This is a genomic window from Bdellovibrio bacteriovorus HD100 (genome assembly GCF_000196175.1).
Taxonomy (GTDB): Bacteria; Bdellovibrionota; Bdellovibrionia; order Bdellovibrionales; family Bdellovibrionaceae; genus Bdellovibrio; species Bdellovibrio bacteriovorus.
In genome coordinates, this window is record NC_005363.1 from 2,700,034 (window position 1) to 2,723,814 (window position 23,781).

Here is a 23,781-nt window from a genome sequence, read left to right on the forward strand (position 1 = left end):
CACCGTGTCAGTAGCCCGGAGCCCCAGCTTCTTTGGCGCCACCAGCCTCGCGCTCGGCTTCTTCTTCGTCGGTTTCAAAAAGCTCGACGTAATCCTGATAGCCATTTTGGGAAAGATCGCGAACCGGGATGAATTTCAGGGCGAAGGGATTCACCCAATAGTCGTTATCTGCCCGAAGCAAGATCGGCTCGCCGGTTTTGGCGTCGACAAAGATGCCTTCGGGCTCCAGCCCCTCGATATCATTCATGTGGCGAAATGGCGAAAAATCGGGAGTTGCCATAACAACCTCCTTCTTTGCCTCTGATTATCCCCCCGCCTGCAAGGGAGCCCAAGGTCTTTTGCTCTGCCATTCTGCACCAGTCGCCCTTATTTTTGTTGGCAACGAATCTCTGTTCGATAGTCTAGGGTCATGATGCATCTATTTTTACTGCTGACACAATTGGTATGGGCCGCTCCGCAAACGGCTCTTTATGAACGTCCTTGTTACATTGACGAAGGCGACGCGCTGACGACCCATCTGCAAGTTGCAGACAGCCAGTGGATCATGACTCATGTGGCTTATGAAGAAGATGCGTGCAAACAGCCGTATCTGACGTTTGAGATCCAGTACAACACCGTCACGGTCGGCACTGCCGTTGACATGACTGTAACAGAGTCCTCTTACACTCCGCTGACGGAGGAAGTGGCTGAGGCTTTGAATATGGTGAGATACTGCGACTACACCGACTGGAAACGCGGTGAAAAGAAAGTGGTTTCCGGTTACTTGTGTGACGAGTACAAGGCACCGAACGTGGGAGACAAAACTTATTCAATCTTCAAGGCGGAACAAAAAGACGGAGCCGAATTACTTTATATCGGAACCGCCTCGGCGGACGGAAGTGGCAAGACACCCTCCCAACGTCATAAAAAGTACGAACCGCTTCCGTTCTTTAAGAGATAAAAAACAAAAAACCGGATGAAAATCCGGTTTTTTATTAACGCAATCCGCCTCCGTAGCGATGGCGGTTTGCGCCAAGCCGATCTGACTTCCCCATCAAGGGTTACTTCTTTTTGGTTTTCTGAACTTCAAAGATGTACGGATAGAAAAGACTCACGACTTTCCCCGCTCTTTGACTTTGCAGTTTTTCGAACTTCGCCTGACGAATGGAATTTTCAATACAAGAGTTCAAAGCTTCAGAGGCTGGACGAATACGGTTTTCCTTGAACTGGAAGTTCGTCACTGTGCCTTCAGAATCAAAACTGAAATCCACAACCACTTTACCCACCGGAATCGGCTGATTTGCAGCTTTGGCTTCAGCCATGGTCTGATCGTGACACTTTTTTAGCTCGCCGATCACAACATCTTTATTCGTGTGATGAGCGGATTTCAGATCCACCGTTGCTTCCCCCTGAGGGGCCGTCAAAGTGATGTTTTCAGAAGGCATCTGCTCTTGGATTTCAGAACCTGGAACGGGTTCAACCGCTGGAGCCTGAGCCCCCGCCTGCAAGGCCATCAAAGTCACTGAAGTCACAATCAAAGATTTCATTTCTATTTCTCCTCGACCGCGGACACCACCGCGGTCAGAACTTTTTTAGCATGATCCACTTGGGATTTCATGGTTTCTTTTTCTTTCATTTTGCCCAGCATCTCTTCCGGCGCAAAACTCAGGGTCTGGAAGAATTCAAAACTTTTTGCAATGGCGTCACCGTGATCACGGCGAATGCTTGGCGGAATGATCTCAAGCAATCGTTCAATCTCCATGGCCGCACCACCTGTGCCGGACACTTCACCCAGAACTGTGTAGAAGGTGTTGGTCATTTCCACACCCACTTTGCGGTAATCCGTTTTTCCCAGAGCGGAGTCGACAACTTTAAAGCGTTTTTGCACGAGCTCTTTCAAAGTACGGCGACGTCGGCCCCAGCCGAACTCACGCTGAGCTTTCACCAACAACACCAACGACGCTACAGAATACAATACTGCCCACAACCACGGACGATACAGGACGCTGGCCTCTGCGGCCGGCTGCCACTGCATCAAAGGATCCGGCAGACGGTTTTCAACCACTTTCGGAGCGTCGGCTTTTTTCCCGGCGTCGGCCATGCGTGAAGAAGAACCCACGGGCGCATTCGGATTGTTGGACACTGTCAGATTGATAGCTTGAGTGGTGCGGGTGTAGTACTTCTTCGTCTGAGGATCAAACATGCTGACACTCAATCCCGGCAAAACCATCTGGCCTTCCTGACGAGGAATCACCAGCACTTCAAATTCCTTATAGCTGCGCCCGTTTTTAAAGAACTTGGATTCCGACTTGCTGTCGTACTGCTCAAGGCCCGTTGGCAGGTTCAAAGCCGGAAGATCAATCATCTTCGCATTGCCAGCACCCTCAAAGCGGATTTTCAGACTGAACGGCTGATTCACCAACACCTGCGGATTTTCGACAGACGCATGCAGTTCAAACTGCCCCACAGCTCCGGTAAAGTCCGCAGGACGCCCTTCCACTGGCAAAGGTTTTACTTTCACCGGCACCGCGGCCGAGCTTTTGGTGTATTCGTAGGGCTTGCCATAGAAGCCAAACCCTTGAGTCGGCAGACGCACGCGGGATTTGATCTTGTATTCATCAATTGTCGCCGTCCCCGGTTTGATCGGGAACAGGGCGTGGGACGCCAGCAGGGCCTTTTTCCAAGGCGTGCCGTTGACGATTTCTTCTGTGAACTGGATGGAGGGAACTTCCTCGATGATCTCTTTCCAGTAGCCTTTCAGGCTTGGGAACTTCAGGCGATCCAGGGTCTCCATCTGACCACGGGTGTAGATGTACCAATTCACCGTAACCTGCTCACCTTCAAAGACTTCCGTTTTATCGACTTCAACAGAAATGAAAAAGGCCTCGTTCGGGTTGGTCGGCAGGCTGCGGAAAGCGGCCTCTGGCAAACCTGTGGAATTCGGATAACCACCATAGTCTTCCTGCTGCTGGCCTTGCATTTGCTGCTGCAAAAGTCTTTGGCGCTGACGCAACAACTGATCAAAGATCTCTTGTTCGGCCTGATCCATGGATTCAAACGGATCATCAAAGCCCGGAGGCGCCATTGACGGACGCTTCGGCGGTTTGCCGGCCCCCATGCTTTCCTGACCGACTTTGATCACGATGGGTTGGGTGCGGTGAACTTTGCCACCGATCACCACTTCAAAGGACCCCACACTCAGAGTGCCGGTCTTTTTAGGGCTGAGCTGATAGTGAAATTCTTTGCGACGCTGGGTCTGAAACTGCATCCCGGACGGCGTGTTCACCAGCTTCTGAGCTACGGCATTGCTTTGCCAGTTGTTCAAAAGATCAAACCCGTCCAGATCCGGCAAACGCGGGTCCTGGATGTCGACATCTTCACTGGAAGTCACCGCCACACTCAACGTGAACGTGTCGCCCAGGCCCATCTCGGTGCGATCCACAGTGGATTGCACGGTGGTGCCCGCGGCTTGGGCAAAAAGCCCGAAGAAAATAAAACTTAGAAAGAACAGGAAATTACCAGTCTTTGTCACGAGGCTGCTCCTTCACATCTTTGCGATTGTATTCAGCACGGATTTTTTCTTCCTGCTGTTTCAATTCGCCCAGGATCTTTTTCACGTCCCCTTCAGTCAGCTCTTTCCCGTTGAACGGACGAGGCTTGTACTTTTGGGACTGCTGAGGGGTTTTCCCCTCTTTTTGTTCCTGATCCTTGTCGCCTTCTTTAGGATCTTTACCATCCTGATTTTGATTCTGCTGATTCTTATCACCGTCTTGCGGCTGATCTTGTTTGCCTTCACCGCCGCCCTGACCCTGCTGTTGCTGGGTCAAAAGCTCGATGTTGGTTTTCACTTCCTTGGAAGAAGGAATGATCTCCAGGGCCTTTTGATAGACGGCCAAGGCTTCGTCCACTTGTTTAGCTTTGCCTAAAAGCTGCGCCTGATTAAAGCGCGCCATAAACACCAGCTCAAAATTCTTGTCGACCAAGGCCAGCTTCTCAGCTTCACGATAAGACTGCAGTGCCTTTTCCGCCTGCTGCATACCTTCAAAGCTCAAACCCAAATTCAAATGCAGCTGACTGACAAAGGGATCATAACGAAGCCCCTCAAGATACTTTTCCATAGCTCCCGGATAAGTCTGCGCCGTCAGGGCTTTATTCCCCTCACGATTCAACTCCAGAGTTTTAAGATGAGGCCTGCCCGGCCCACACCCTGTCAAAGCAACTGCGATTATGGATGCACCAACCAAGTGTTTCATGCGGGGGGCACCTCGTAACGACCTTTCCAGAACAGGAAAGAGTTTCTGCGTTCACCCAGGAACAGTTCTAGAAGCGCGATGATAATTCCCAACATCAACACTGTCTGGAAGCGTTCTTCGTACTGGGTGGCCATAGTCGTGTCGAACTGGGCTTTTTCAAGTTTGCTGATGTCTTCGACAAGCAACTTAGTCTGCTCGCCCCCAAATGTGGCGAAATAGAAGCTGCCCTGACCGGCTTCAGCCAGCGCGCGCAAGGCATCGCCTTTGACGGTCGTCAGGATGGTCTGACCTTGACGGTCTTTTTTATAACCTTTTAAAAAGCCCATGCCGTCACGAACGGGAATCGCCCCGCCTTTTTCCGTGCCGTAAGCCAGCGAGAAGATTCTGACACCTTCACCAGCCATTTTCTTGGCTTCATCCAATGCACCCTGCTCGTGATCTTCCCCGTCGGAGGCAATCAGGATCACGCGCGTGACTTTCACGGTTTCATCGGTGGAAACCCCACCGCGCTCGAAGGCTTCTTTGGAGATCTTCAAAGCTTCTGTGAAGTTTGTCCCTTGCGAGGACACAGAGCTGGGCTCCAGGGATTCCAGATACATTTTGATTGCGCCCGGATCGTTTGTCAGGGGCGACAACAACGCCGCCGATCCGGCAAAGGCCACGATGCCCACTTTATTTCCCGGCATCAGATCCACCAGACGGCTCAGTTCGGCTTTGGCTTGTGCCAAGCGGGACGGTTTCACGTCTTCGGCCATCATACTTTCAGAAACGTCGACGGCGAAGATGATCTCAACCCCTTCACTTTTGACTTCCTGTTGGGATTCACCCATTTGTGGGCGTGCCAAAGCCAGCACAAAACACAGCACGGCCAAAACCTGCAAAGTGGTTTTGATCGAACGCTTCTTGCGCGATACAGAACTTGAAAGGAACGGATACAGTCTTGAACCGATGGCGGCTTCCATCTTTTTTCGCGACATGCGATCAAAGATAAAGCCCACAATGATAATCACCGGGATCAGCCACAAATAATTAAATGCCGCAAGGTTTTCAAAGCGGAACATTATGGCACCCTCCTTAACCAGGAACGGCCCAAAAGCAGTCCGGCCAAATAAAGAACCAAAGCCCAAATCAAGAAGGGCGGGAATTTTTCAGTGTAGTTGGTGAACTTGTTCACATCGATCTTGGTTTTTTCCAAAGTGTCGATGTCACTAAAGACCTTTTGCAAAGCCCCTTCCGTGGTGGCGCGATAGTATTTACCGCCCGTATCAGAAGCCATACGACCCAGCAGGTCCTCGTTCACCGTGCTTTCAAATGGCTGATAGGTTTTTACCTTCTGACCAAAGATATCACGGGAATAAACCGGGATGCGCGTCGGACCGTCTTTACCGATACCGATGGAATAAACCTTGATGCCGTAACCCTTGGCGATCTCAAGACCCGTTTCAGGATCGATGGTGCCCGAGTTGTTCTCCCCGTCCGTCATAAAGATCATGACCCGGCTGCGGGCCTGGGAGTCTTTCAAGCGGCCGGCGGCATTGGCCATCGCCACACCCAAAGCGGTTCCGTCTTTGATTTTTGCACTCGACGCACTGGAGATTTCATTCACCCGCTGCAAGATCATCTGATAATCCAGCGTGGGTGGAACCATGGTGAAGGATTCACCGGCAAAGACCACCAGACCGATACGATCTGAAGTCCGCGCGCTGATGAATTTCGCGATGGTTTCTTTTGCGGCTTCCAGACGGTTTAAAGGTTTCATGTCTTCAATCAGCATTGAATCAGAAACATCCAGACAGATGACGATGTCGATCCCTTCCACATTCTTGCGGATCTTGGTGTTCATTTCCTGCGGACGCGCCAATGCGACAATCGCAAATACCAAAGCCAGGGATTTTAAGATCACCGGCAGGTGCATTAAACGCGTGCGCACAGTCGGCGTCACAGACTTTAACAGCTCAACCGAGCCGAACTGCAATGTCGGCGTCTTCTTTTTTCTTTTCCAGAAGTTCCAGATCAGAATCAAAACCAGCGGAAGCAGGAACCACAGGGCCCACAAGGAATGATAGATCATGAGGACACCCTTTCCATTTTCTCTACCAGAGTGCGGCAGTGGGTGGCCAGATTCAAAACGTCGCTGCTGGAAAGGTTCTGCTTATCCGCGAACGCGTGCTGATATTCATGGAACAGCTTCAGCAGGCCCTCGCCCGCTTCCACATAGACGTTGCGATGATATTTTTTAATATCCTTGATGACCAGACGTTCGCTCCACTCCAAAGCCGGCACGCGGAACTGGCGGGTCAGGAAAAGCTTAAACATCTTGTTGGTTTCAACCAGCACCTGTTCGATTTCTTCTTTTTTGGCGTCTTTGCCAAAGAAGACCGGATTGGTGCGCTGAAGACGGCGATAGTTTTGATGGAATTCAGACAGCGGTGTTAAGGCCGAGTCATGTTCACGCAGGCGTTCCAGCATATTGCGTCTTTGAATCACGCGATAAATCTTGGTGATGGCAATCAAAGCAATCACACCCAGGAATGCCGCTAAAATTCCCCAATAAAGCATCGGCACCCCAATGCTGGCAGGCCCGATCGGACCATAAGGTTCTTGTTTCACGGGCTGTTCACCCGGATTTTGCGGTGGCGGCGGAAGCACCGAGGTCACCGCGTATTGTATCGGCCCCAGATCCAGAGTCTGCACGCCGTCACTCAGTTGCAGGTTTTCAAAGGGAATGTTGCCAGCCGTGTAAGCGGTGGCCTTGATGTCGGCCACGGTCGGCGAGCGAAACTCAAAACCCAGAAGTTTAATCTGGTATTTTTGTTCCGGCTTCAGGACAAAATGAAGTTTTTCCTGTTGAAGATCGCGCGGGAATTCCCCGTCACACACCAAAAGAAACTCGCGCCCGACGGTGAGCTCGTTGTCTTTCAGTCCCTCGACTGCGGGAATTTCTGCCTTACACTGAATTAAAGCCATTATCTTCTCTTCTTAAAGAAGGCCACCAAAGGATTCACATAATCCTCACTGGACTTCACATCCACACGCTCCACCTGAGCCAGGCGAAGCAGACGATCCCGAGCCTCTTTGCGTTTGGCCACGGCCTCTTCATACTGGGCACGGAACGATTGCGAAGACGTGTCCACGGTGACGATCTCCCCGGTCTCGGCATCTTGCACTTCGATCACACCCATGGAAGGCAAAGAATACTCGGCCGCATCGTTCACCACACAGGCCACGACGTCATGCTTTCTTCCCAGCAAACGCAAGGACTGTTCAAAGCCTTGATCCATAAAGTCACTGAATACAAACACCGTCGCGCGTTTCTTCAAAATCCCCTGCAAATAAGAGAATCCGGAAGAAAGCTTCGTGCGATGGCTTTTGGGTTTATAATAGAACAAATCACGCAGCAGACGGTGCACGTGGCCCCGCCCCTTTTTCGGTGGAACGAAGTGTTCCACCTGATCACTGAAAAGCAACAAACCAATCTGGTCGTTGTTCTTCACCGCAGAAAACGCCAGGAGCGCTGCCATGTGGGTCATGACTTCGCCCTTAAAGTAAGGCCCGGTTCCAAAATCACTGGAACCACTGACGTCCACGGCCAGAATCAGGGTCAGCTCACGCTCTTCCTCGAAGGTTTTGATGTACGGCTTTCCCGTGCGCGCGGTCAGCGGCCAGGAGATCGAACGAACATCATCGCCCGGAACGTACTCCCTGAAATCTGCAAAAGTCATCCCCTGCCCTTTGAAGGCCGTGTGGTATTCACCGGCAAAGAGATTGTTCACAAGCTTTCTTGTGTTGATCTCGAGCAGTTTGACTTTCTTTAAGACCTCAGGAGGCAAGCTCACTATGGCACCTCGACCTGACTTAGGATTTCTTTGATGATGTCATCGGTTCTGATGTTTTCAGCCTCGGCTTCGTACGTCAGAATCAGACGGTGGCGCAGAACGTGGTACGCAATGGCTTTCACGTCTTCGGCGGTCACATAACCGCGACCCCGCAAGAACGCGTGAGCTTTCGCCGCACGATACAAGCTGATCGTCGCACGCGGAGAACCACCCACGTTGATCAGGTTCGCAATACGGCTCAAACCGTATTCACCCGGCTTACGGGAGGCCATGATCAATTCCACGATATAGTTTTTGATTTTGTTATCAACATAGATCTGATCCGCACGGTGAGCCGCACGTAAAAGGTCTTCTTTTGAAATCACCGGCTGCACTTCCGGTTTTTCGTTGGTGCCCATGCGGTTGAGGATTTCAAGCTCTTCGCCTTTACCTGGGTAAACGACGTTGATCTTGAACATGAAACGGTCCATCTGGGCTTCCGGCAGCGGATAAGTACCTTCTTGTTCCAACGGATTCTGAGTCGCCAGAACTAAGAACGGGCTTGAAAGTTTGTAGGACTCATCCCCGATGGTGACTTGTTTTTCAGCCATGGCTTCAAGCAGGGCGGATTGCACTTTCGCCGGCGCACGGTTGATCTCATCCGCCAGAACGATGTTCGTGAAGATCGGTCCTTTGCGCGGAGCAAATTCACCGGATTTGGGATTGAAGATCATGGTACCAATCAAGTCCGTTGGCAGAAGATCCGGCGTAAACTGGATGCGTTGGAAATCCAATGAAATGGATTTTGAAACGGTCGCGATGGTCAGCGTCTTCGCCAAGCCAGGCACACCTTCCAGCAGGATGTGGCCGCCGGTCAGAAGGCCCATCATGATGCCCTCCACCATTTCCTTTTGCCCAACGACAACCTTGTTGATTTCAGCCATCATTTTATCAATGAATTGGCTCTCTTGCTTGATTGCGGCATTCAGGGCCATGATATCGACTTCACTCACGTTCTTGCCTCCAGAGTAGATGAACCTCTCTATTTCACAATTTGCTCTGAATCTTCGCAAGCTTAGAGTGAAATCCCGACGAAAAACTATGCGCCGTTCCTGTGCTTGCCAAGGGTCGGGTTTAGTGGGACTAATTTTATATGATCAACAACAATACAAAAGTCTGGATATTCATTCTATCAAGCTCTCTGGCCCTGCTGGTTCTTGGCTACCAGTTCGGGGAACGTCTGGGGTTGTTGATTGGTTTCTTCTTTGCGGTTCTTTTGAACTTCTTTGTGTTCTTTTATGGCGAAAGCCGCGTGCTGGCAAAACTGAACGCACAACGAATCAAGGGCCAGGATTCTTGGGGCCTGATCGACAAGGTTCAAAAGATGTCAGCCCAACTGTCCATGCCGCCACCCGCGGTCTACATCACCCCACATGCGTCCGTGAATGCCTTCTGCGTGGGGCATTCCTGGAAGCGCGGATCTTTGGGTTTCACTGCGGGCCTTTTGCAAAAGCTGAGCGATGAAGAGCTTGAAGCCGTCGTCGCCCATCAAATCTGCCACATCCGCCGTCTGGATACGTTCGCATTCAGTGTCAGCAGCACAATGGCCAATTCCGTGGTAGGTCTGGGACAGTTCCTGGACAATCTGATACCTTATAAGCTTCAGTTCTTTATGCCCCTGCTGTCCCCGATTGGCTGGCTGATCATCAAGCTTGTGGTGGTGGAAAAGTCCTTCTTTGAAAATGATTTGATGGCTTCCGAACTTTTGGAAAGCCGCAACCGTCTGGGTGAAGTTTTGTGGCGCATGGAGGGTCTGGCTCAGACCCAGCCGCTGGACATCCCGGCCTGCACCAGCCACCTGTTTATGGTGAACCCGGAAGGTTTTAGACAAAAGAATCTGTTCCTGAAATCCCACCCGGCCATTGAGGTCCGTTTGCAAAAGCTGATGGGTTATTACCCCATCTAACTTGACAGGATTATCAGGGAACTCACATTCACAAAGAGGGTATTTATGAACGAAAAAATTGAAGCCTCCTTTTCAGTCCTAATTATGTCCGTCGCCTCTTCGGCGATTATGGCTATGGGTCTGGCTCCAAATCCTCAAAACGGCGAAGTGAGCAAAGATAAAAATATGGCTCGCTTTAACATCGACCTTTTGGTGGTCCTGCAACAAAAGACCAAAGGAAATCTGACTGGCGATGAAGCCAAATTTTTGGAAAACTTAATCAGTGATCTGCAAATGAAATTTGTGTCTATGTAAGGAGAAAACTGTCTATGAAGACGCTGTTGGTTCTTATTCTGTCTGTCGCAATGACCGCTCAAGCCCAAACGGGCGCGAAGGAACTCCCGAAAGATCCACCGAAGATGAATCTGAGCGCCGCCCTGCCGGGGAATCTGTTTGTTGAACTGGCCAAGGCCATCAACCCGGCGGTCGTAAATATCTCCACCACGGCAATTCCCAAGAACTCTCCGCGCATGCGCGACCCGATGCTGGATATGCTGGAACAACTTTATGGCTTCCGCATGCAGCAGCCTCAACAGCAGCAACAGCGCCCGCAGCAAATGGGCCTGGGCACCGGTTTCATCATCCGTGAAGACGGCCTGATCGTCACAAACAACCACGTGATCGCCGGAGCCGACATCATCAACGTTCAATTGAGCGAAAAATCCACAGACGTGTTTGAGGCAACCCTTGTCGGCAGCGACGAGCGCACGGACATTGCTTTGATCAAGATCAACCCTAAATCCAAACTGCCGGTGGCGGTTCTGGGTTCTTCCAAGGACGTGGAAGTTGGTGAATGGGTGGCGGCCTTCGGGAATCCATTCGGTCACGGTCACTCGATGACCAAGGGGATTATTTCCTCCAAAGGCCGCGACATCACAGAGATCAATAAAATCCCTCTGCTTCAGACTGATGCCAGCATCAATCCGGGGAACTCGGGCGGTCCGCTGGTGAACACCAAAGGTCAGGTGATCGGTGTGAACTCGGCGATCGATGCGCGCGCGCAAGGGATCGGTTTTGCGATTCCGATTGATGAAGTCAAAGCCATCTTGCCTATCCTGGAATCCAAGGGCCGCATTGCCCGTGGTTTCCTGGGCACAGCATTGGGTGACTTGGATCCGGAAGCGGCCGAGTACCTGGGACTGGGCGAACTGCGTGGAGCGGTGATCACAGCGGTGTCCCCTGGCAGCCCGGCTTTGAAGGCGGGTTTGAAGATGTATGACATCGTGACGGAGTTTAACGGCAAGAAAATCAGAACCTCTTTGGATCTGATGGATGCGGTGGCCGACGCCCCTATCGGTCAGCCGATTAAAACCAAGATCATCCGCAACAACAAGGAAATGACCCTGAACGTGGTGACGGCGGAACGTATCGAAGAAAAGCGTGCAGTTCGTGCAGCGACAAAAACCTATGCAGGTCAGAAAGCTCCGTTTGATCTGGGCTTCACGGTGATTGATCCAACCACAGAGCTTCGCAAGGAATGGGGCCTGCCGGATGATATGAAGCAGCCGGTGGTGATCGAGACGGAAAGAAACTCCAACGCTTCAAAGGGCGGTTTGCGCGTGGGTGATGTGATCTTGGATGTTAATAAACAGCCCGTCGACACCGCCAAGGACGTTTTAAAGGCTCTTAAAAAGGGCAAGAACACCCTTAGAATTGCCCGCAACACCCGTATTCAGATCATCAACATCGAGTAATTCTAAGCTCAGAAACTTTAATAAAGAGCAGCGCTTCAAAGCCCATCTTCGGATGGGCTTTTTTATTTTGCCGCTATATAAGTAAACACCTGCCTCAAATTGAGGCAGATCGCGGAACTTCCGTAAAAATATAAATAAATCCTCGACCTAGGTCTTTAGTTTTTCGCGGGTCCACCGAGAAGAAATACGGACCATAGTTTGGCTCCAAGATTGCGACAAAAAGGCCGGTCAAGCGGCTTTTAGAATGAGCAACTGTTATGGCAACAAGAACGGCAACAAGAAAGGGACTGTATGAAAGTCACCGAGGTGAAAGTTTTCCCCGTCAATGAGGACCGGCTGAAGGCCTACGTCTCGATCACTCTGGACAATTGCTTTGTCGTGAGGGATCTGAAGGTCATCCAAGGAACCAGCGGTTTGTTCGTGGCTATGCCCAGCAAAAAACGCAAAGACGGTCAGTTCCGCGATATCGCCCACCCCCTGAATCAGGAGACCCGGGCGATGATTGAAGACCTCATATTTGAGGCCTACGAAAAAGAACTAAAATCCATGGGCGAAACCCTGGTCAGTCTAAAACGCCAAAAAGCTCCTGGGAGCGACTACGGCAACGACGACTACTAGGTTTGACTTGATTCACCCTAGGGCCATGGGGCCGGGGTCGAGTTCCCTGCTCACGCACACCTGGCTGCCTAATGTGGAGGCAACCAGCAACGGCGGCTTCAAGTAAACCCCCTGGAATTCTTAGCCCGTCAGATCCCTGACGGGCTTTTTTATTAAAAGGTTCCCGGTTCTTTTCTAGGCCCATGGCGCGTTATCTTTCAACGCATAAAGTCTTTTCTTGATTTTGGGCCGCAATATCCGTAATTTGGGCCTTCGAACGCATCATCTTGCTGGGGTATCGTCAAGTTGGTAAGACAACAGATTTTGATTCTGTCATTCGCAGGTTCGAGTCCTGCTACCCCATCCATTTTTCCTTTAAAAAATAAGACAACATAGACACCAGGAAACTCGCTTCGGGCATTGCTACGTCTTCAGGGTAGCAGGACTCGAAGAGAGCAATCGTACCCGTTTGCGATCCGACCAACGGGAGGATTGTAAATGGGGCGGCAGGCCCGGATGGCCTGACGAGATTGCGGCCCCGGCTCTGGAAGGTTGGGCAGGAGCCCAACCTGGGAAGACCGAGTCCTGCTACCTCATCCATTTTTCCTTGAAAAATCAGACAACATAAACCTCAAGAATTCCACTTCGACAAAACTACAAGTTCGGAGTGCAACGATTCAAAGACAGCAGTCAGCTTTTAAGTCGCTCCTTAGTGTAACTCGCGTAAAGATTTCCCAACAAAGTCCTTAAAATTGCCAAGCCTAGCGGTCCTATATATATACTAATGTTTACAGGAAGCTGAAAAAGTAATGGACGTAACGTACGACGAGCTTATCCAAAACATTGAACACTGGCATGCAGCGACTCCACATGAAGCACTTGCTGAGGCCGAAGAGCGCAAACAGAACAAGAAGTTTGTGGGAACAACAGGATCTCATTTTGATGTCTCCGCCGAGCTAACACCAGTTGACATCTATTGCATTCTCAAAAGTAAATTTGGGGAGCCTAATGGCATTCAAATGCTCTTTAAGAAGAAAAATGATGTAGACAATCTTATTCATTGGGCTTGGGAGCTTAAATACAAAAATACCTACATACACATCACTGGTTTCTTCTTCCATTTTAGTGTGTTGATAAAAGGATCTAAAGATCCAAAAAATGATGATCAACAAAAGTTCCTAAAAGCTTTTTTAACTCTAAAAAAGAAGGTGAAACCTGAGATTGAGACAGTAAAATCCACCCTAGAAAAGTGGCTCATTTTCTCCAATCCTTACGTTCAATTCTCAGACATGGTAGAGGAAATTATTGACGAACTTGAAGCGGAGCCAAAACTCAAAAGAATCGAAAACAGACCCGCAAGATTCACGTCTTCTTTTCAAGAAGACGTGACGGCAAATTCAAAGCACTTTGCTGACACATTTAGAAGAAGAATTACATTAAAACTAATAATTCCAATTTGGATTGAGTCTTTTATTAATCTAATAATATTCCTCTGCGCAAAACCAAGTATCCGCGAAACTGAAGAGCTCACCAATTTCAAAATTTCCCCATGGAGAAATCGACTTAAAAATATCCATTCAATGTGCATGCACGTGTCTAAAGTCGATATGAGTTCAGAGAAAATTAAGCAAATTGAGCCTCTGTTCAAAAATAGGAACAGACTCTTACATGGAGGTATTGCACCTACTATAACTGGTAAACAAATGTATTTTGCTCAGGGGCACATCCCTCTGCTTGATGAAAATCTTTATATGACAGACTTTTTCCATGATATTTCGCTTCACGGCTTAGATGTAGATGAACTTTATAATGAAGTCGAATTGGCGCGGAACTTCATCGCTTTCATGCTGGAATTGATTGAACCAAAATTTGTTCGCATGATGTTACCAATTCTAAATGACTCGACACCTGGTTGGGATGAAAAAAGAAAGATCGCCGGCCAAGTTATTCCGAAGCATATAGTTGATATGTTTCCAGTGTTTGACCCCATCTCCACCGAAAAAGAAAAAAGCTAATGTCGAAAACCTTTAAGCTAACAAAATGAGAAATCAAGATAAAGGCTACTCAACCTCTCTTTAAAGCAACTCGAGCCCTATAAAAACCTAACTGCATTAGTTAGCAAAACACCCTTTGAGTGAAACCTTTCGATCACAACTTGCCCCCTCCCAAATTTACAAAACCCACCCCCTTCACCCCCACTTTCAAACACTTAATTTGCGTTTTTCCGGGATAAACAATAAATCATCTAGCAACCAAAACCCTGGAGAAACCTTTGAAAACCTTCAAACGTGCCCTGACTGCGATCGTTCTGTCCCTGGCTCCGTTCGTAAACGCTCACGCTGCTGTTTGCACTATCACCACGAGCGAAACCCCGTTTAAAGCCTCTAAAGAACAGCCGGACCGCGAATACGCGACCCTTGAAAAAGGCTCTGCCAATGGAGTTGATTTTTACCTGCGTGCCGCCCATGGCGTGGTTCGCCTGGAAGCTTGGAAGTCCGGGAAACTCGTAGTCAGCACCTTTGCTCAGGAAGGCGCTCAGTCCCCTTATGGCGATGCCCTGAACCTGGCGATCCAAACCCCTGCGGGCCCGGTTGAGGCTCAATGTGAAGGCTTCAACGCCCTGCTTGGCTATTAGAACCAGTTAAAACTACAAAAGGACCAAAAGCCCTTGCCCATCCCCCCGTTTTTATGGGAGTTTCGCCCGTCATCCCCTAAAAACAGGAAATACGTTATGCAAGACTTCATCCCCCCACAGCCCCCAAAATCCTTCCGCATCGTTCTGGAGCTGTTTAAGTCTGCTAAACGCCTTGATGGCGTCCTGCTTACGGCGATTAAAAACCAAAACGAAGACCTGAACCTGCGCGAGATTTCCCGCACAGAATTCAAAGAGCTTTTCAATACCGGTAAAATTCAGATCAAAGGCCAAAGAGCGACGCCATCTTCTTCAGTAGCTAAAGGCATCACTTACGTAGACATCCTGGGATTCAAAAACAAATAGCCCGCCTGAAGCCCGATTGCGGCGGTTTTAGGGTCTGCACCCATGAAGTCGCCCGACGGCATTTTTAAATTCATTTTCAGACTTATAAATCGCCAAGGCATTTTCAACCATCTCGTTGGCGGACATCGCCTGCTGATTGATATCTATCAAGCTGCGCAGCTTCTGCGCTTCCCGGGACGCTCGCTGCTCCCCTGCCGTCATCGCAATCCCGGCATAAACCTGCTTCACATCGGCCATTTCAACGGCGCTAAATTCTGGAAGCCGAGGATCCGTCCCGATATACACAAACGCAGTCTGCAAGGATTCCTCTCCACAAACCACATCCAGGTCCGAACGCCATACATATTCGGCCATCATGATGTTTTCACTTTTCAGGGCTTTTTGCAGAAGCAAGCGGAAGCGTGCGTTTTCGGGCTGAAGAATCATCGCCAAAGTCATCTCTGAAATCCGCATCGTGTCTGGAATGCCGTTGTCCGGGTCCGCCACCAGATGACCTTCCTGATAAATAGCCTTCACCGTGTCTGCGCTAAGATAAAGACCACGAGCCAAGCTGATATAATAAGAATCAGGCTTTACCGTGAATTCGATCATCATCTTGCCATAGCTTTCAGAAATATGGGGATCGATGGCCAGATAAAGGCCCTCCCCGGCAAACAGCCCTTTGCTGCCAGAGGTTTTGGACCAAAACTTGGAGGTCGCATAAGAAATGCGAGTCTGCAAAACCTGCTTTCGTCCTTGAGGCGTCGCCATCAAAGCCTGCGTGGCCGGGGCGTCTTCCTGATAGATGTCGAAGTAATGATATAGCCGCTGTTCGTGGCCAAAGGTGATCTTGGCATTTCGCAGGTCACGAGCCAATAAAGACTCGGCAGAGGACAAAGCCCCAGCCTGGGCTGACCAAGAAATAGACAACAGACAAATTGCGACGAAAAACGTCTTCACAGAATCTTCCTATTGAAAGAGTTGGCTTTTACAGCAAAGCACTCCGCACGCCTTCGAAGGAATGCAAAGCCCAGTCCAGCGACAAGTGAACATTACTAGCATCCAACCCTGCCTAACGCCGTGAAAACCGCATCTAGGGCCAGTCTTAGGCTCGATCTTCAACAAATTTATTATAAATCAGCAAAGTTCTTTACACTGTACTCTGACAAGGAGAACTGATGCGTCTATCCTTCAAAACGACCACGAGTGCCGCCCTGCTACTGACTCTGACAGCCTGCTCAAGCATGCCTGCGAAAAAAAACACCGAACCAAAAATGCAAAGCCTAGTGACGCCGTCATCCGCATTGGATCCCGTCAACGTCCGTGCAGAGGCTGACTATAACTTCATCATGGGCGATGTGCTAAGCCGCGAAGGAAAGTCCGAACAAGCCGTGGCCCTTTTTGAAAAGGTCGCAGCGCTGGATCCAAATTCGGCAGCCGTACAAATGCGCCTGTCAGCCGAATATCTCAAAGTGGGCAAGGTGAAAGAAGCCATCCTGAAGGCCGAACAAGCCGTTGCCAAAGATTCCAAAAATATCGAGTCCCTTTTGGTCTTGGGTGGGCTGTATTCCGCCGACAAATCCTATGACAAGGCGATTGCCCAATATAAAGCCGTCTTGCACCTGGAGCCCAAAAACAGCGAGGCGCCGATTTACATCGGGTCTTTGTATGCGGATAAAAAAGAATTCAAAAAAGCAGAGCAGTACTTCCACTCGCTGCTGAAAGACCCCGGCTATGAGACGCCGCACGAGGTTTACTATTACATTGGCCTGACCCATCTGGATCAGGAAGGTGTGAATCATCAACAGTCCGCAGAAAAAGCCCTGAAGAAGGCCCTGGAGATCAAACCCGGCTTTGAAGACGCGTTGATCTCGCTTGCGAATCTGTACCTGCTGCAAAACAACCGCGGAAAAGCGCTGGCTTTGTGTCTGGAATACCAAAAACAAGAAAACTTCAGCCCCAAGGTCGCTGACCTTATTGCGCAAATTTACATCGAAGACGGCGATTCGGAAAAAGCCTATTCCCAACTGGAGATGATCTCCGGAAATTCCGAGTCCTCGTTGGATGTGCAAATGAAGATGGCCCTGCTGTTGATTGAACAAAAACGTTTTAATCAGGCCGGAGCCAAACTGAAAGACATCGTCGCTCAATACCCGACGGCGGATTCGGCGCGCTATTACCTTGCGGCCGTTCAGGAAGAAACCGGTGACATGGAAAATGCCATCCGCAATTACATGCAGGTGCCGCATTCAAGCAAACACTTCAGTGAAGCGATCGTGCATGCAGCCCACCTTCTGAAGGGACAGGGCAAATTGAACCAGGCCCTGGTCATCACCCAGAAAGGCCTGCAAACCAAGGCGGACAAACCGCAGGTTTATACCATGTATGCCTCTTTGCTGGATGCAAAAGCAGACTATCTGGGGGCGGCCCAGGTGCTGGAACAGGGACTTTCAAAATACTCCAAGAATGTCGAGCTGCTGTTTCAGCATGCGCTGATTTTGGACCGACTGGGCAGAAAAGACACCATGATCGCACAGATGAAAAAGGTTCTGGAGATCGAACCCAATCACGTGCAGAGCTTAAGCTATCTGGCCTTTTCATTGGCCGAACTGAATCAGCATCTGCCAGAAGCTGAACGACTGGCAAGACGAGCTTTGGAACTGGATCCTAAAGACGGCTATGTGCTGGATACGCTGGGCTGGGTGTTGTTCAAACAAAAACGCTTCTCTGAATCCATTCAAGTCTTGGAGAAGGCCCACGAATACCAGGCTTCGGCCAGCATCATTGCCGAGCATTTGGCAGACGCTTATTCCATGCATTCCCAGGCAGACAAAGCCCGACAGATGTATGAAAAGGCGGCAAGCCTGACCACGGACCAAAAACGAGTCAGCAAGATTCGCAGCAAACTGCGCGAACTGTCGCTGTCGGTTTCTTACTTAAAATAAGCCTTACGAATCGCGCGTCCACACAGGACCGAGTCCCAGTACGCCAGTTCCCCTCGGCCCTCGCGGGCCACGATTCCGTAGGTTTTTTTATCGGCACTGATCCAAGGGTAAAAACCAAAGGCCCCGGGGCTGCTGTAAGCCTCGACCGGGCCGCCGTTGGTTTCAACCCAGTGATGGTAAGAATACTTCCAGTCTTCTTTGGCCGGAGAAAATGCGGCCTGCTTGCAGGTCGCCGGATGGGTGCAAACCGCATCAGCCCCCAACAGATCCTTGATCAGATAGGTGCCTTTAAGTATTTCCTGCAGGAAACGAGCGTAGTTTTCGACGTTCATTTCCGCACCACCGGCCAAAGCCAGATTCGAGTAACTGAGGCTGAATTTGTTCTTCAGTGTGCCTTCGATTTCTTTGCTCAGTTTTTTGCGGTTCAATTTTCCCAAGCCCGCACCGACCGCCAAAGCCTGCGCACTGCCCCCGCCGTAATAAAATTTACCCACATTGCCGGGGTTCACCGTGCTGTTGCTGCGGGCCTGGAAGCACGCCTCTACGGTCAGGCGCAAAGCACAGGGCATGACGTTGAACTGATCATACCCTCCGCGCATCAAGAGCAAATTCTTGTCTGGCTCTGCCAACACAGCTTTTTTTAGTTCGATGTAGTAGGCTGCAAAAATCCATTTTGAAGCCGAGGCGATTTTCATTTCATCTTGGCGTTCGTACTTTTTGCCTGGTGACCCCGCAACCAGAAGCCCTTGAGAGTTTCCAATTTCCCAGTAAAAGGGCTGAATGGATTTGCACTCTGGCGCCTGCAGGGCCACGCGCTGAGCTTCGGGCGCACCGGCCATAGAAAAGGAACCCGTTAAAACCAACTGCAAACCGATCCATAGTCTGGCGTATTTCATGATCACTCCCCATTTAAGGATAGTACTATTAAACTTGAACTGTTAGATTTAATTTCTGATTCGGAGAACCCATCCATGCTTCATCATTTCTTTCCTGAGCACTCTTTTAAAGCTCTGCTGTTTGACTTCGACGGCACGGTCGCCGACACCATGCCTGCCCACCTTGCAGCCTGGAACAAAGCCCTGGACAAGTATGATCTGTCGCTCAGTCGCGAGCAACACCTGTCCTGGGCCGGCCGACCCACGGCCCGCATTGTTGAGATGATGAATGAACTGCACCAGACCCGGATTGATCCAGAGCAGTTTGTGAAAGAAAAAGAATCCCACTATCTGGCCTCTTTGAACGATGTCACCCCCATCACTTCCGTGATGGAGATCATCGAGCACTATCACGGCAAACTGCCGATGGCGATTGTCACCGGCAGCCGCCGCAAGATCGTGGAACTGACGATGAATCAACTGGGCATTCAGAAGTATTTCGACACCCTGGTGTGCGCCGAGGATTACACGCAGGGAAAACCCGCACCGGACTGCTTTTTACTTGCCGCTGCGAAAGTCAACGCGGCTCCGACGGATTGTCTGGCTTTTGAAGATGCTGTGCTGGGAATTGAAGCGGCCCACACCGCAGGGATGAACTGCCTGAAGGTCACCGACAGTTACAGTCTTGTTCACACCCGCTAAAGACGATTCAAGAACGGCAGCAGCAGACGCAGCAAGGCCGTGGTCGTACGAACTTTGTCATATTGTTGATAGGGAATATTTACGACGGTCTCGCCGTGGTCGGCGCCATCCAGACGGACAAAGTCCACATCAGGAAGCTTGGAACTTTCAAATGGCACCATGCCGTCACTGAGGTCATAAGGTCCTGAGTAAAGTCGCACCACACAGTGGCCGAAGACTTGCTCCAGACATCCCATCGCCATAATATTGACGGCCGGAGTGAACAAACTCTTCTGCCCGTTTACAACTCCGCCCACGGTGATCATCGGAATGCGTGTGAGGGACAAGATCGCTTCGCTGTTATCTTTCATGAACTGCGAACGACTGGCAGTTCCCAGATAACGAATGGTGTCTGGCGAGGTGTTGAAAAAAGGAATCACCGTGCCCAGGAGCTTATCCAGATAAAGCGGATTATCAAAATACGCATCCGCAATCGGCGAACCATAGAACGGGCTTTGCAGAAACACGATCCCCGCCACAGAGTCCCTGTGATGGGGGAAATCCACCAGTGACTCTAGCAGTGCCAGGCCACCCAAAGAGTGTGTCAGTAACACGGCTTTTCTGCCAGCACGGGCGGACTGATCTAGTGCCTTGCGGATGTTTTCTTTGATTTCAGAAACCGATTTGGAAGAACTGGAAAGTCTGACCGAATTAAATTTATACACTTTCTGCAACAGATCCTGCTGGGTTCCCAGATAGTCCCCGGTCAGGCGGGCAAAACTGACTGAGGATCGGTCGTCCTCTTTCAAGAAGGCTTCAGACAAAATGCCCGGAACCAGATAGAAATCAAATGGGCGAAGTTGAGCTTGCTCGGTCAGACTTAGCTGCGAATTATCGGCGTAGGCCTTATGAAAGACCGAGGTCAGGTCGGCAGCCCGGCCCCACAGGCTGACCACAAGACCGAACATTAAAATAAAAACGGCTTTCAAACGACTTGGAACCATTCCCTGCTTATAGCGCAAAATGTGCCAGGCTTGCAGAGTTATTTATTCCATTTAAACTTAATAAAACGCCGTTCTACGTCACTCGACGACGCCATTGCGCCTTCAGATAGTCCCAGCCTCCGGTGCACCAAAGCGCCCAGACCACCAGAACCGGCTGAAAGAACAACCGAATCAGCCTGGCGGTGTCCGTGTTCAGACCGAAGGCATCGATCTGATAAACGTACTGATTGATGTTTCCTGGGAAGATCGCAATAAAGAACAAAGCCCCGGCCACGCCGACCTGTGCTTTGTAGCGTGTCAGCAAAAGAAAACCAAGTCCCAGCAAAATCTCGACAACACCGGATGCCACAACCACGAAGTCAGGATCAAAAGGCTGCCACTTTGGAACTTGTGCCAAAAACTCGGTGCGCAGCCAGGTCAGATGCCCCAGTCCCGCGTAGACCAAAAATAACCCCATCAGAATTCGCAATGCTAACTTCATCTTGCCACTGTTCATGTACAAACCTCGCAAGACAAAGCGTAACTGAGAAGAGCATCAAGAGGCACTTATAAAATCTGCATTTTGTCATACTTAGGAAGGCACCCTAAACTTTTTCCTATTTTCTGCGCAGTGACTTCCTTCGATGCCTATTTACCTGAACCGTCGATCAATGAGACCATGGCGTGGTAACCATCATCAGAGGAGCTATTATGTTTGCCGCAAGATATGTCCCTGGAAAAAAAGAACTTTCATTGGTCGAAGTTCCCAAACCCACACCCGGCCCACTGGATGTGATTCTGAAAATTCGCGCTGCCGGCATTTGTCATTCGGACCTGCACGTCTTGCACGGTGAGGTGCCTTACAAAGAAAGCTTCACCATGGGCCATGAAGCCTGCGGCGAGGTGGTGGAAAAAGGCTCGGAAGTCTTCGGCACTTTTAATCCCGGCGACCTTTACGCTGTTCACGGACCGAATCCATGCGGGCATTGCAACTATTGCCGCACTGGTCATGACAATCTTTGCAACGACCCCAGCAGAACCTTTATCGGTCTGGGACAAGACGGAGCTTATGCCGAATACCTGAAGGTCCCCGCCCGCAACATCGTCAAAGTCCCCAAAGGTATCAGCCCTGAAGTCGCGGCCGTCGCCACGGATGCGGTGCTAACTCCTTATCATGCCATCAAAACAAAGGGCGGCGTGGGCCTGGGATCCAAAGTGCTGGCGATCGGCTTGGGTGGCCTGGGAATGAACGGCGTTCAAATCGCCCTGGCTCTGGGGGCGGAAGTCACCGCCGTGGATTTAAAAGACGCCAATCTGGAAACCGCAAAATCTTTTGGTGTGCAAAAGGTTTTAAACTCCAAACAGATCTCGTCTTTGACGCCGCTGTCTTTTGATGTGGTGGTGGACTTTGTCGGTCTTGAATCGACCTTCAAGGATGCCCAGAATTTCGTAAAACCCGGCGGCACCATTTTGCTGATAGGCCTGGGATCCGCCCAAGTGCCACTGACGACGGCCACGGCCATCACCTTTGAAACAAAAGTGCAAGCGTCCTTCTGGGGCACTCACGTCGAAATGCAGGAGCTTTACGAACTGATCGCGGAAGGTAAAATCAAACCGCAGGTTGAAACAGCACCGATGAAAGAAGTGAATCACTGGCTGCACGAGCTGGAAGCCGGGCGAGTCAAATCGCGCATGGCATTGATTCCGTAACTTTTTTTACTTTCCGGATTTTTTGGCGATGGAAAGAAAAAAGGCGTTTTCTTTCTTTTTGTCTGTTTTGGCTTTCCGCGGGGTTTTCTTCGCGGAAGTGCCTTCGACCTTTTCAGACAGGGTTGATTTCACAGGCAGCCCCAGCAAAGGATTGCCTTTGCTGATTTCGCGCATCAACTGCTTCACCTCGTCTTCGAAATCCTCGGACTGGGCCGGAATGTACAACCAGTCCTTGTTGGCCGGATGATTTTCCAAAAAAAGATACTTTAAAAAGAAGGCACTTTGTTTTTTCTTTTCCACCGGAATGATGCAGCCATTCCACAACTCAAAGGGATAACTGACACCTTTATGTTCGTAAAGACCTTTGCGCTCTACCAAAATCAGCACCAGCTTCATATCCAGATAATACGCAAGCCCGCCGTGCTTCGGCAGACACTCGTAGCCGGGTGGCAAAAGGTCCTCGATCCAATAAAGATCATTCAGGGGCTGTTTCATTTCACCTCAATAAAGTGCCTTAAGGATAGATCCTTGCCTCAAATTTACCAAAAGGATACCGTTGAGTCATGAACAAACCCACCACAGACTTTTTCAACAAAGAAGCGGCCCAACGTTATGACGAGCGCAACAGCAAACTAAGCCGCATTTCTGACTGCATGCACTTTCTTTCCACGCTGATTTTAAAAGACCTGCCTGAAGAATCAGAAATCCTCTGCGTCGGTGTCGGCACCGGGGCTGAGATCATGACGTTGGCGGAAGCCTTTCCACAGTGGCGGTTTGTGGGGGTGGATCCCTCTGCCAACATGCTGGATGTATGCCGCGAAAGAATGACAAAAGCGGGTTACGCAAATCGCTGCGAATTCATCCACGGTTATGTGCAAGATGCACCGACAGACAGAAAGTTTGAGGCCGTCGTCAGCCTTTTGGTAAGCCACTTTGTCCCCCGCAATGAGCGATTGAACTATTTCCAGCACATGACGGACCGCCTGAAAGAAGGCGGCTTCCTGGTGAATGCGGAAATCAGCTTTGATCTGAATTCCCCCCAGTTCCCCGCCATGCTGAAAGGCTGGGAGGCGGTGCAAACGCTGATGGGAGCCACGCCTGAGTCGCTGGCCAATTTGCCAAAACAATTAAAAGAAGTTCTGACCGTCCTGCCCCCGGAAGAAACCGAGAGCCTGATTCGTCAAAGCGGCATCAAAGAGCCTGTTCAGTTTTTCCGCGCCATGATGATTTGTGGATGGTTCGGCAGAAATATTCGCGGTTCTTAGTT

26 protein-coding genes and 1 tRNA gene are annotated in these 23,781 nt (G+C 50.2%); 13 read left to right on the forward strand and 14 right to left on the reverse strand.

The window, feature by feature from the left end; genetic code table 11:
* Positions 1–7: 7 nt before the first annotated feature.
* Entirely contained in the window at positions 8–280 is a 273-nt protein-coding gene (locus BD_RS12750; RefSeq protein ID WP_011165174.1) for a peptide methionine sulfoxide reductase, read from the reverse strand.
* A 129-nt stretch (positions 281–409) separates the two neighbouring features.
* On the opposite strand from BD_RS12750, the gene BD_RS12755 reads away from it, so the two are divergent.
* Complete coding sequence (locus tag BD_RS12755; RefSeq protein WP_011165175.1) at positions 410–940, forward strand: hypothetical protein; 531 nt, start codon at positions 410–412, stop codon at positions 938–940.
* Positions 941–1,040: 100 nt separating this feature from the next.
* Here the strand turns inward: BD_RS12755 and BD_RS12760 are convergent, their stop codons facing one another.
* The 8 genes from BD_RS12760 to BD_RS12795 are packed head-to-tail and all read right to left on the reverse strand — an operon-like array spanning position 1,041 to position 9,042.
* Positions 1,041–1,526 (reverse strand): hypothetical protein, encoded by a 486-nt coding sequence (locus BD_RS12760; protein WP_011165176.1) that lies wholly within the window; start codon positions 1,524–1,526, stop codon positions 1,041–1,043.
* A 2-nt stretch (positions 1,527–1,528) separates the two neighbouring features.
* On the reverse strand, positions 1,529–3,511 hold the full coding sequence (locus BD_RS12765; RefSeq protein WP_011165177.1) for a BatD family protein: 1,983 nt from the start codon (positions 3,509–3,511) through the stop codon (positions 1,529–1,531).
* Positions 3,495–4,232 (reverse strand): tetratricopeptide repeat protein, encoded by a 738-nt coding sequence (locus BD_RS12770; RefSeq protein ID WP_011165178.1) that lies wholly within the window; start codon positions 4,230–4,232, stop codon positions 3,495–3,497. The genes BD_RS12765 and BD_RS12770 overlap by 17 nt, the downstream gene beginning before the upstream one ends.
* Positions 4,229–5,293 carry a vWA domain-containing protein gene (locus BD_RS12775; protein ID WP_011165179.1) on the reverse strand — a complete coding sequence of 355 codons (1,065 nt, stop codon included), beginning with the start codon at positions 5,291–5,293 and terminating at the stop codon, positions 4,229–4,231. Before BD_RS12775 ends, BD_RS12770 begins: the two co-directional genes overlap by 4 nt.
* Entirely contained in the window at positions 5,293–6,303 is a 1,011-nt protein-coding gene (locus BD_RS12780) for a vWA domain-containing protein (RefSeq protein WP_011165180.1), read from the reverse strand. The genes BD_RS12775 and BD_RS12780 overlap by 1 nt, the downstream gene beginning before the upstream one ends.
* The gene (locus tag BD_RS12785; protein ID WP_011165181.1) at positions 6,300–7,199 is read right to left on the reverse strand and encodes a hypothetical protein; all 900 of its coding nucleotides are present in this window, start codon (positions 7,197–7,199) and stop codon (positions 6,300–6,302) included. The genes BD_RS12780 and BD_RS12785 overlap by 4 nt, the downstream gene beginning before the upstream one ends.
* The gene (locus BD_RS12790) at positions 7,199–8,068 is read right to left on the reverse strand and encodes a DUF58 domain-containing protein (RefSeq protein WP_011165182.1); all 870 of its coding nucleotides are present in this window, start codon (positions 8,066–8,068) and stop codon (positions 7,199–7,201) included. Before BD_RS12790 ends, BD_RS12785 begins: the two co-directional genes overlap by 1 nt.
* Positions 8,068–9,042, reverse strand: a complete 975-nt coding sequence (locus BD_RS12795; protein WP_038451994.1) for an AAA family ATPase — start codon at positions 9,040–9,042, stop codon at positions 8,068–8,070. The genes BD_RS12790 and BD_RS12795 overlap by 1 nt, the downstream gene beginning before the upstream one ends.
* 158 nt (positions 9,043–9,200) lie before the next feature.
* Here BD_RS12795 and BD_RS12800 point away from each other — a divergent pair, with 158 nt between their 5' ends.
* The 8 genes from BD_RS12800 to BD_RS12835 all read left to right on the forward strand — a co-directional run bounded on the left by BD_RS12800 (position 9,201) and on the right by BD_RS12835 (position 15,341).
* Positions 9,201–10,013: a M48 family metalloprotease gene (locus BD_RS12800; RefSeq protein ID WP_011165184.1), complete on the forward strand. Its 813-nt coding sequence runs from the start codon at positions 9,201–9,203 to the stop codon at positions 10,011–10,013.
* A gap of 45 nt (positions 10,014–10,058) precedes the next feature.
* Positions 10,059–10,307, forward strand: a complete 249-nt coding sequence (locus BD_RS12805; protein ID WP_011165185.1) for a DUF1844 domain-containing protein — start codon at positions 10,059–10,061, stop codon at positions 10,305–10,307.
* 14 nt (positions 10,308–10,321) lie between these two features.
* The gene (locus BD_RS12810) at positions 10,322–11,746 is read left to right on the forward strand and encodes a trypsin-like peptidase domain-containing protein (RefSeq protein WP_011165186.1); all 1,425 of its coding nucleotides are present in this window, start codon (positions 10,322–10,324) and stop codon (positions 11,744–11,746) included.
* 291 nt (positions 11,747–12,037) lie between these two features.
* Positions 12,038–12,364: a septation regulator SpoVG gene (gene spoVG / locus BD_RS12815; RefSeq protein ID WP_011165187.1), complete on the forward strand. Its 327-nt coding sequence runs from the start codon at positions 12,038–12,040 to the stop codon at positions 12,362–12,364.
* A gap of 270 nt (positions 12,365–12,634) precedes the next feature.
* Positions 12,635–12,710 (forward strand) — tRNA-Gln (locus BD_RS12820).
* A 442-nt stretch (positions 12,711–13,152) separates the two neighbouring features.
* Entirely contained in the window at positions 13,153–14,358 is a 1,206-nt protein-coding gene (locus BD_RS12825; protein WP_011165189.1) for a hypothetical protein, read from the forward strand.
* A 257-nt stretch (positions 14,359–14,615) separates the two neighbouring features.
* Positions 14,616–14,978, forward strand: a complete 363-nt coding sequence (locus tag BD_RS12830; RefSeq protein ID WP_011165190.1) for a hypothetical protein — start codon at positions 14,616–14,618, stop codon at positions 14,976–14,978.
* 96 nt (positions 14,979–15,074) lie between these two features.
* A complete protein-coding gene (locus tag BD_RS12835; RefSeq protein ID WP_011165191.1) occupies positions 15,075–15,341 on the forward strand; it encodes a hypothetical protein in 267 nt (88 codons plus the stop codon).
* A 27-nt stretch (positions 15,342–15,368) separates the two neighbouring features.
* Here BD_RS12835 and BD_RS12840 read toward each other — a convergent pair whose 3' ends face one another.
* Complete coding sequence (locus BD_RS12840) at positions 15,369–16,280, reverse strand: hypothetical protein (protein WP_011165192.1); 912 nt, start codon at positions 16,278–16,280, stop codon at positions 15,369–15,371.
* A gap of 218 nt (positions 16,281–16,498) precedes the next feature.
* Between BD_RS12840 and BD_RS12845 the strand changes: the two genes are divergently transcribed.
* Positions 16,499–18,265, forward strand: coding sequence for a tetratricopeptide repeat protein (locus tag BD_RS12845; protein WP_011165193.1), 1,767 nt, complete (start codon positions 16,499–16,501; stop codon positions 18,263–18,265).
* On the opposite strand, the gene BD_RS12850 is transcribed toward BD_RS12845, so the two are convergent.
* On the reverse strand, positions 18,253–19,161 hold the full coding sequence (locus tag BD_RS12850; protein ID WP_048349764.1) for a hypothetical protein: 909 nt from the start codon (positions 19,159–19,161) through the stop codon (positions 18,253–18,255). The two genes, BD_RS12845 and BD_RS12850, sit on opposite strands and share 13 nt — an antisense overlap.
* 75 nt (positions 19,162–19,236) lie before the next feature.
* Between BD_RS12850 and BD_RS12855 the strand changes: the two genes are divergently transcribed.
* A complete protein-coding gene (locus BD_RS12855) occupies positions 19,237–19,842 on the forward strand; it encodes an HAD family hydrolase (RefSeq protein WP_011165196.1) in 606 nt (201 codons plus the stop codon).
* Here BD_RS12855 and BD_RS12860 read toward each other — a convergent pair.
* Both BD_RS12860 and BD_RS12865 read right to left on the reverse strand, forming a co-directional pair.
* A complete protein-coding gene (locus BD_RS12860; protein WP_231839175.1) occupies positions 19,839–20,825 on the reverse strand; it encodes a hypothetical protein in 987 nt (328 codons plus the stop codon). The genes BD_RS12855 and BD_RS12860 overlap by 4 nt on opposite strands.
* A gap of 73 nt (positions 20,826–20,898) precedes the next feature.
* Positions 20,899–21,306: a DoxX family protein gene (locus BD_RS12865; RefSeq protein WP_226987814.1), complete on the reverse strand. Its 408-nt coding sequence runs from the start codon at positions 21,304–21,306 to the stop codon at positions 20,899–20,901.
* A 209-nt stretch (positions 21,307–21,515) separates the two neighbouring features.
* Here BD_RS12865 and BD_RS12870 point away from each other — a divergent pair, with 209 nt between their 5' ends.
* Positions 21,516–22,514 (forward strand): zinc-binding dehydrogenase, encoded by a 999-nt coding sequence (locus BD_RS12870; protein ID WP_011165199.1) that lies wholly within the window; start codon positions 21,516–21,518, stop codon positions 22,512–22,514.
* Positions 22,515–22,520: 6 nt separating this feature from the next.
* Here the strand turns inward: BD_RS12870 and BD_RS12875 are convergent, their stop codons facing one another.
* Positions 22,521–23,009 carry a hypothetical protein gene (locus tag BD_RS12875; protein ID WP_011165200.1) on the reverse strand — a complete coding sequence of 163 codons (489 nt, stop codon included), beginning with the start codon at positions 23,007–23,009 and terminating at the stop codon, positions 22,521–22,523.
* Positions 23,010–23,077: 68 nt separating this feature from the next.
* Between BD_RS12875 and BD_RS12880 the strand changes: the two genes are divergently transcribed.
* A complete protein-coding gene (locus tag BD_RS12880; RefSeq protein ID WP_011165201.1) occupies positions 23,078–23,779 on the forward strand; it encodes a class I SAM-dependent methyltransferase in 702 nt (233 codons plus the stop codon).
* Positions 23,780–23,781: the final 2 nt, after the last annotated feature.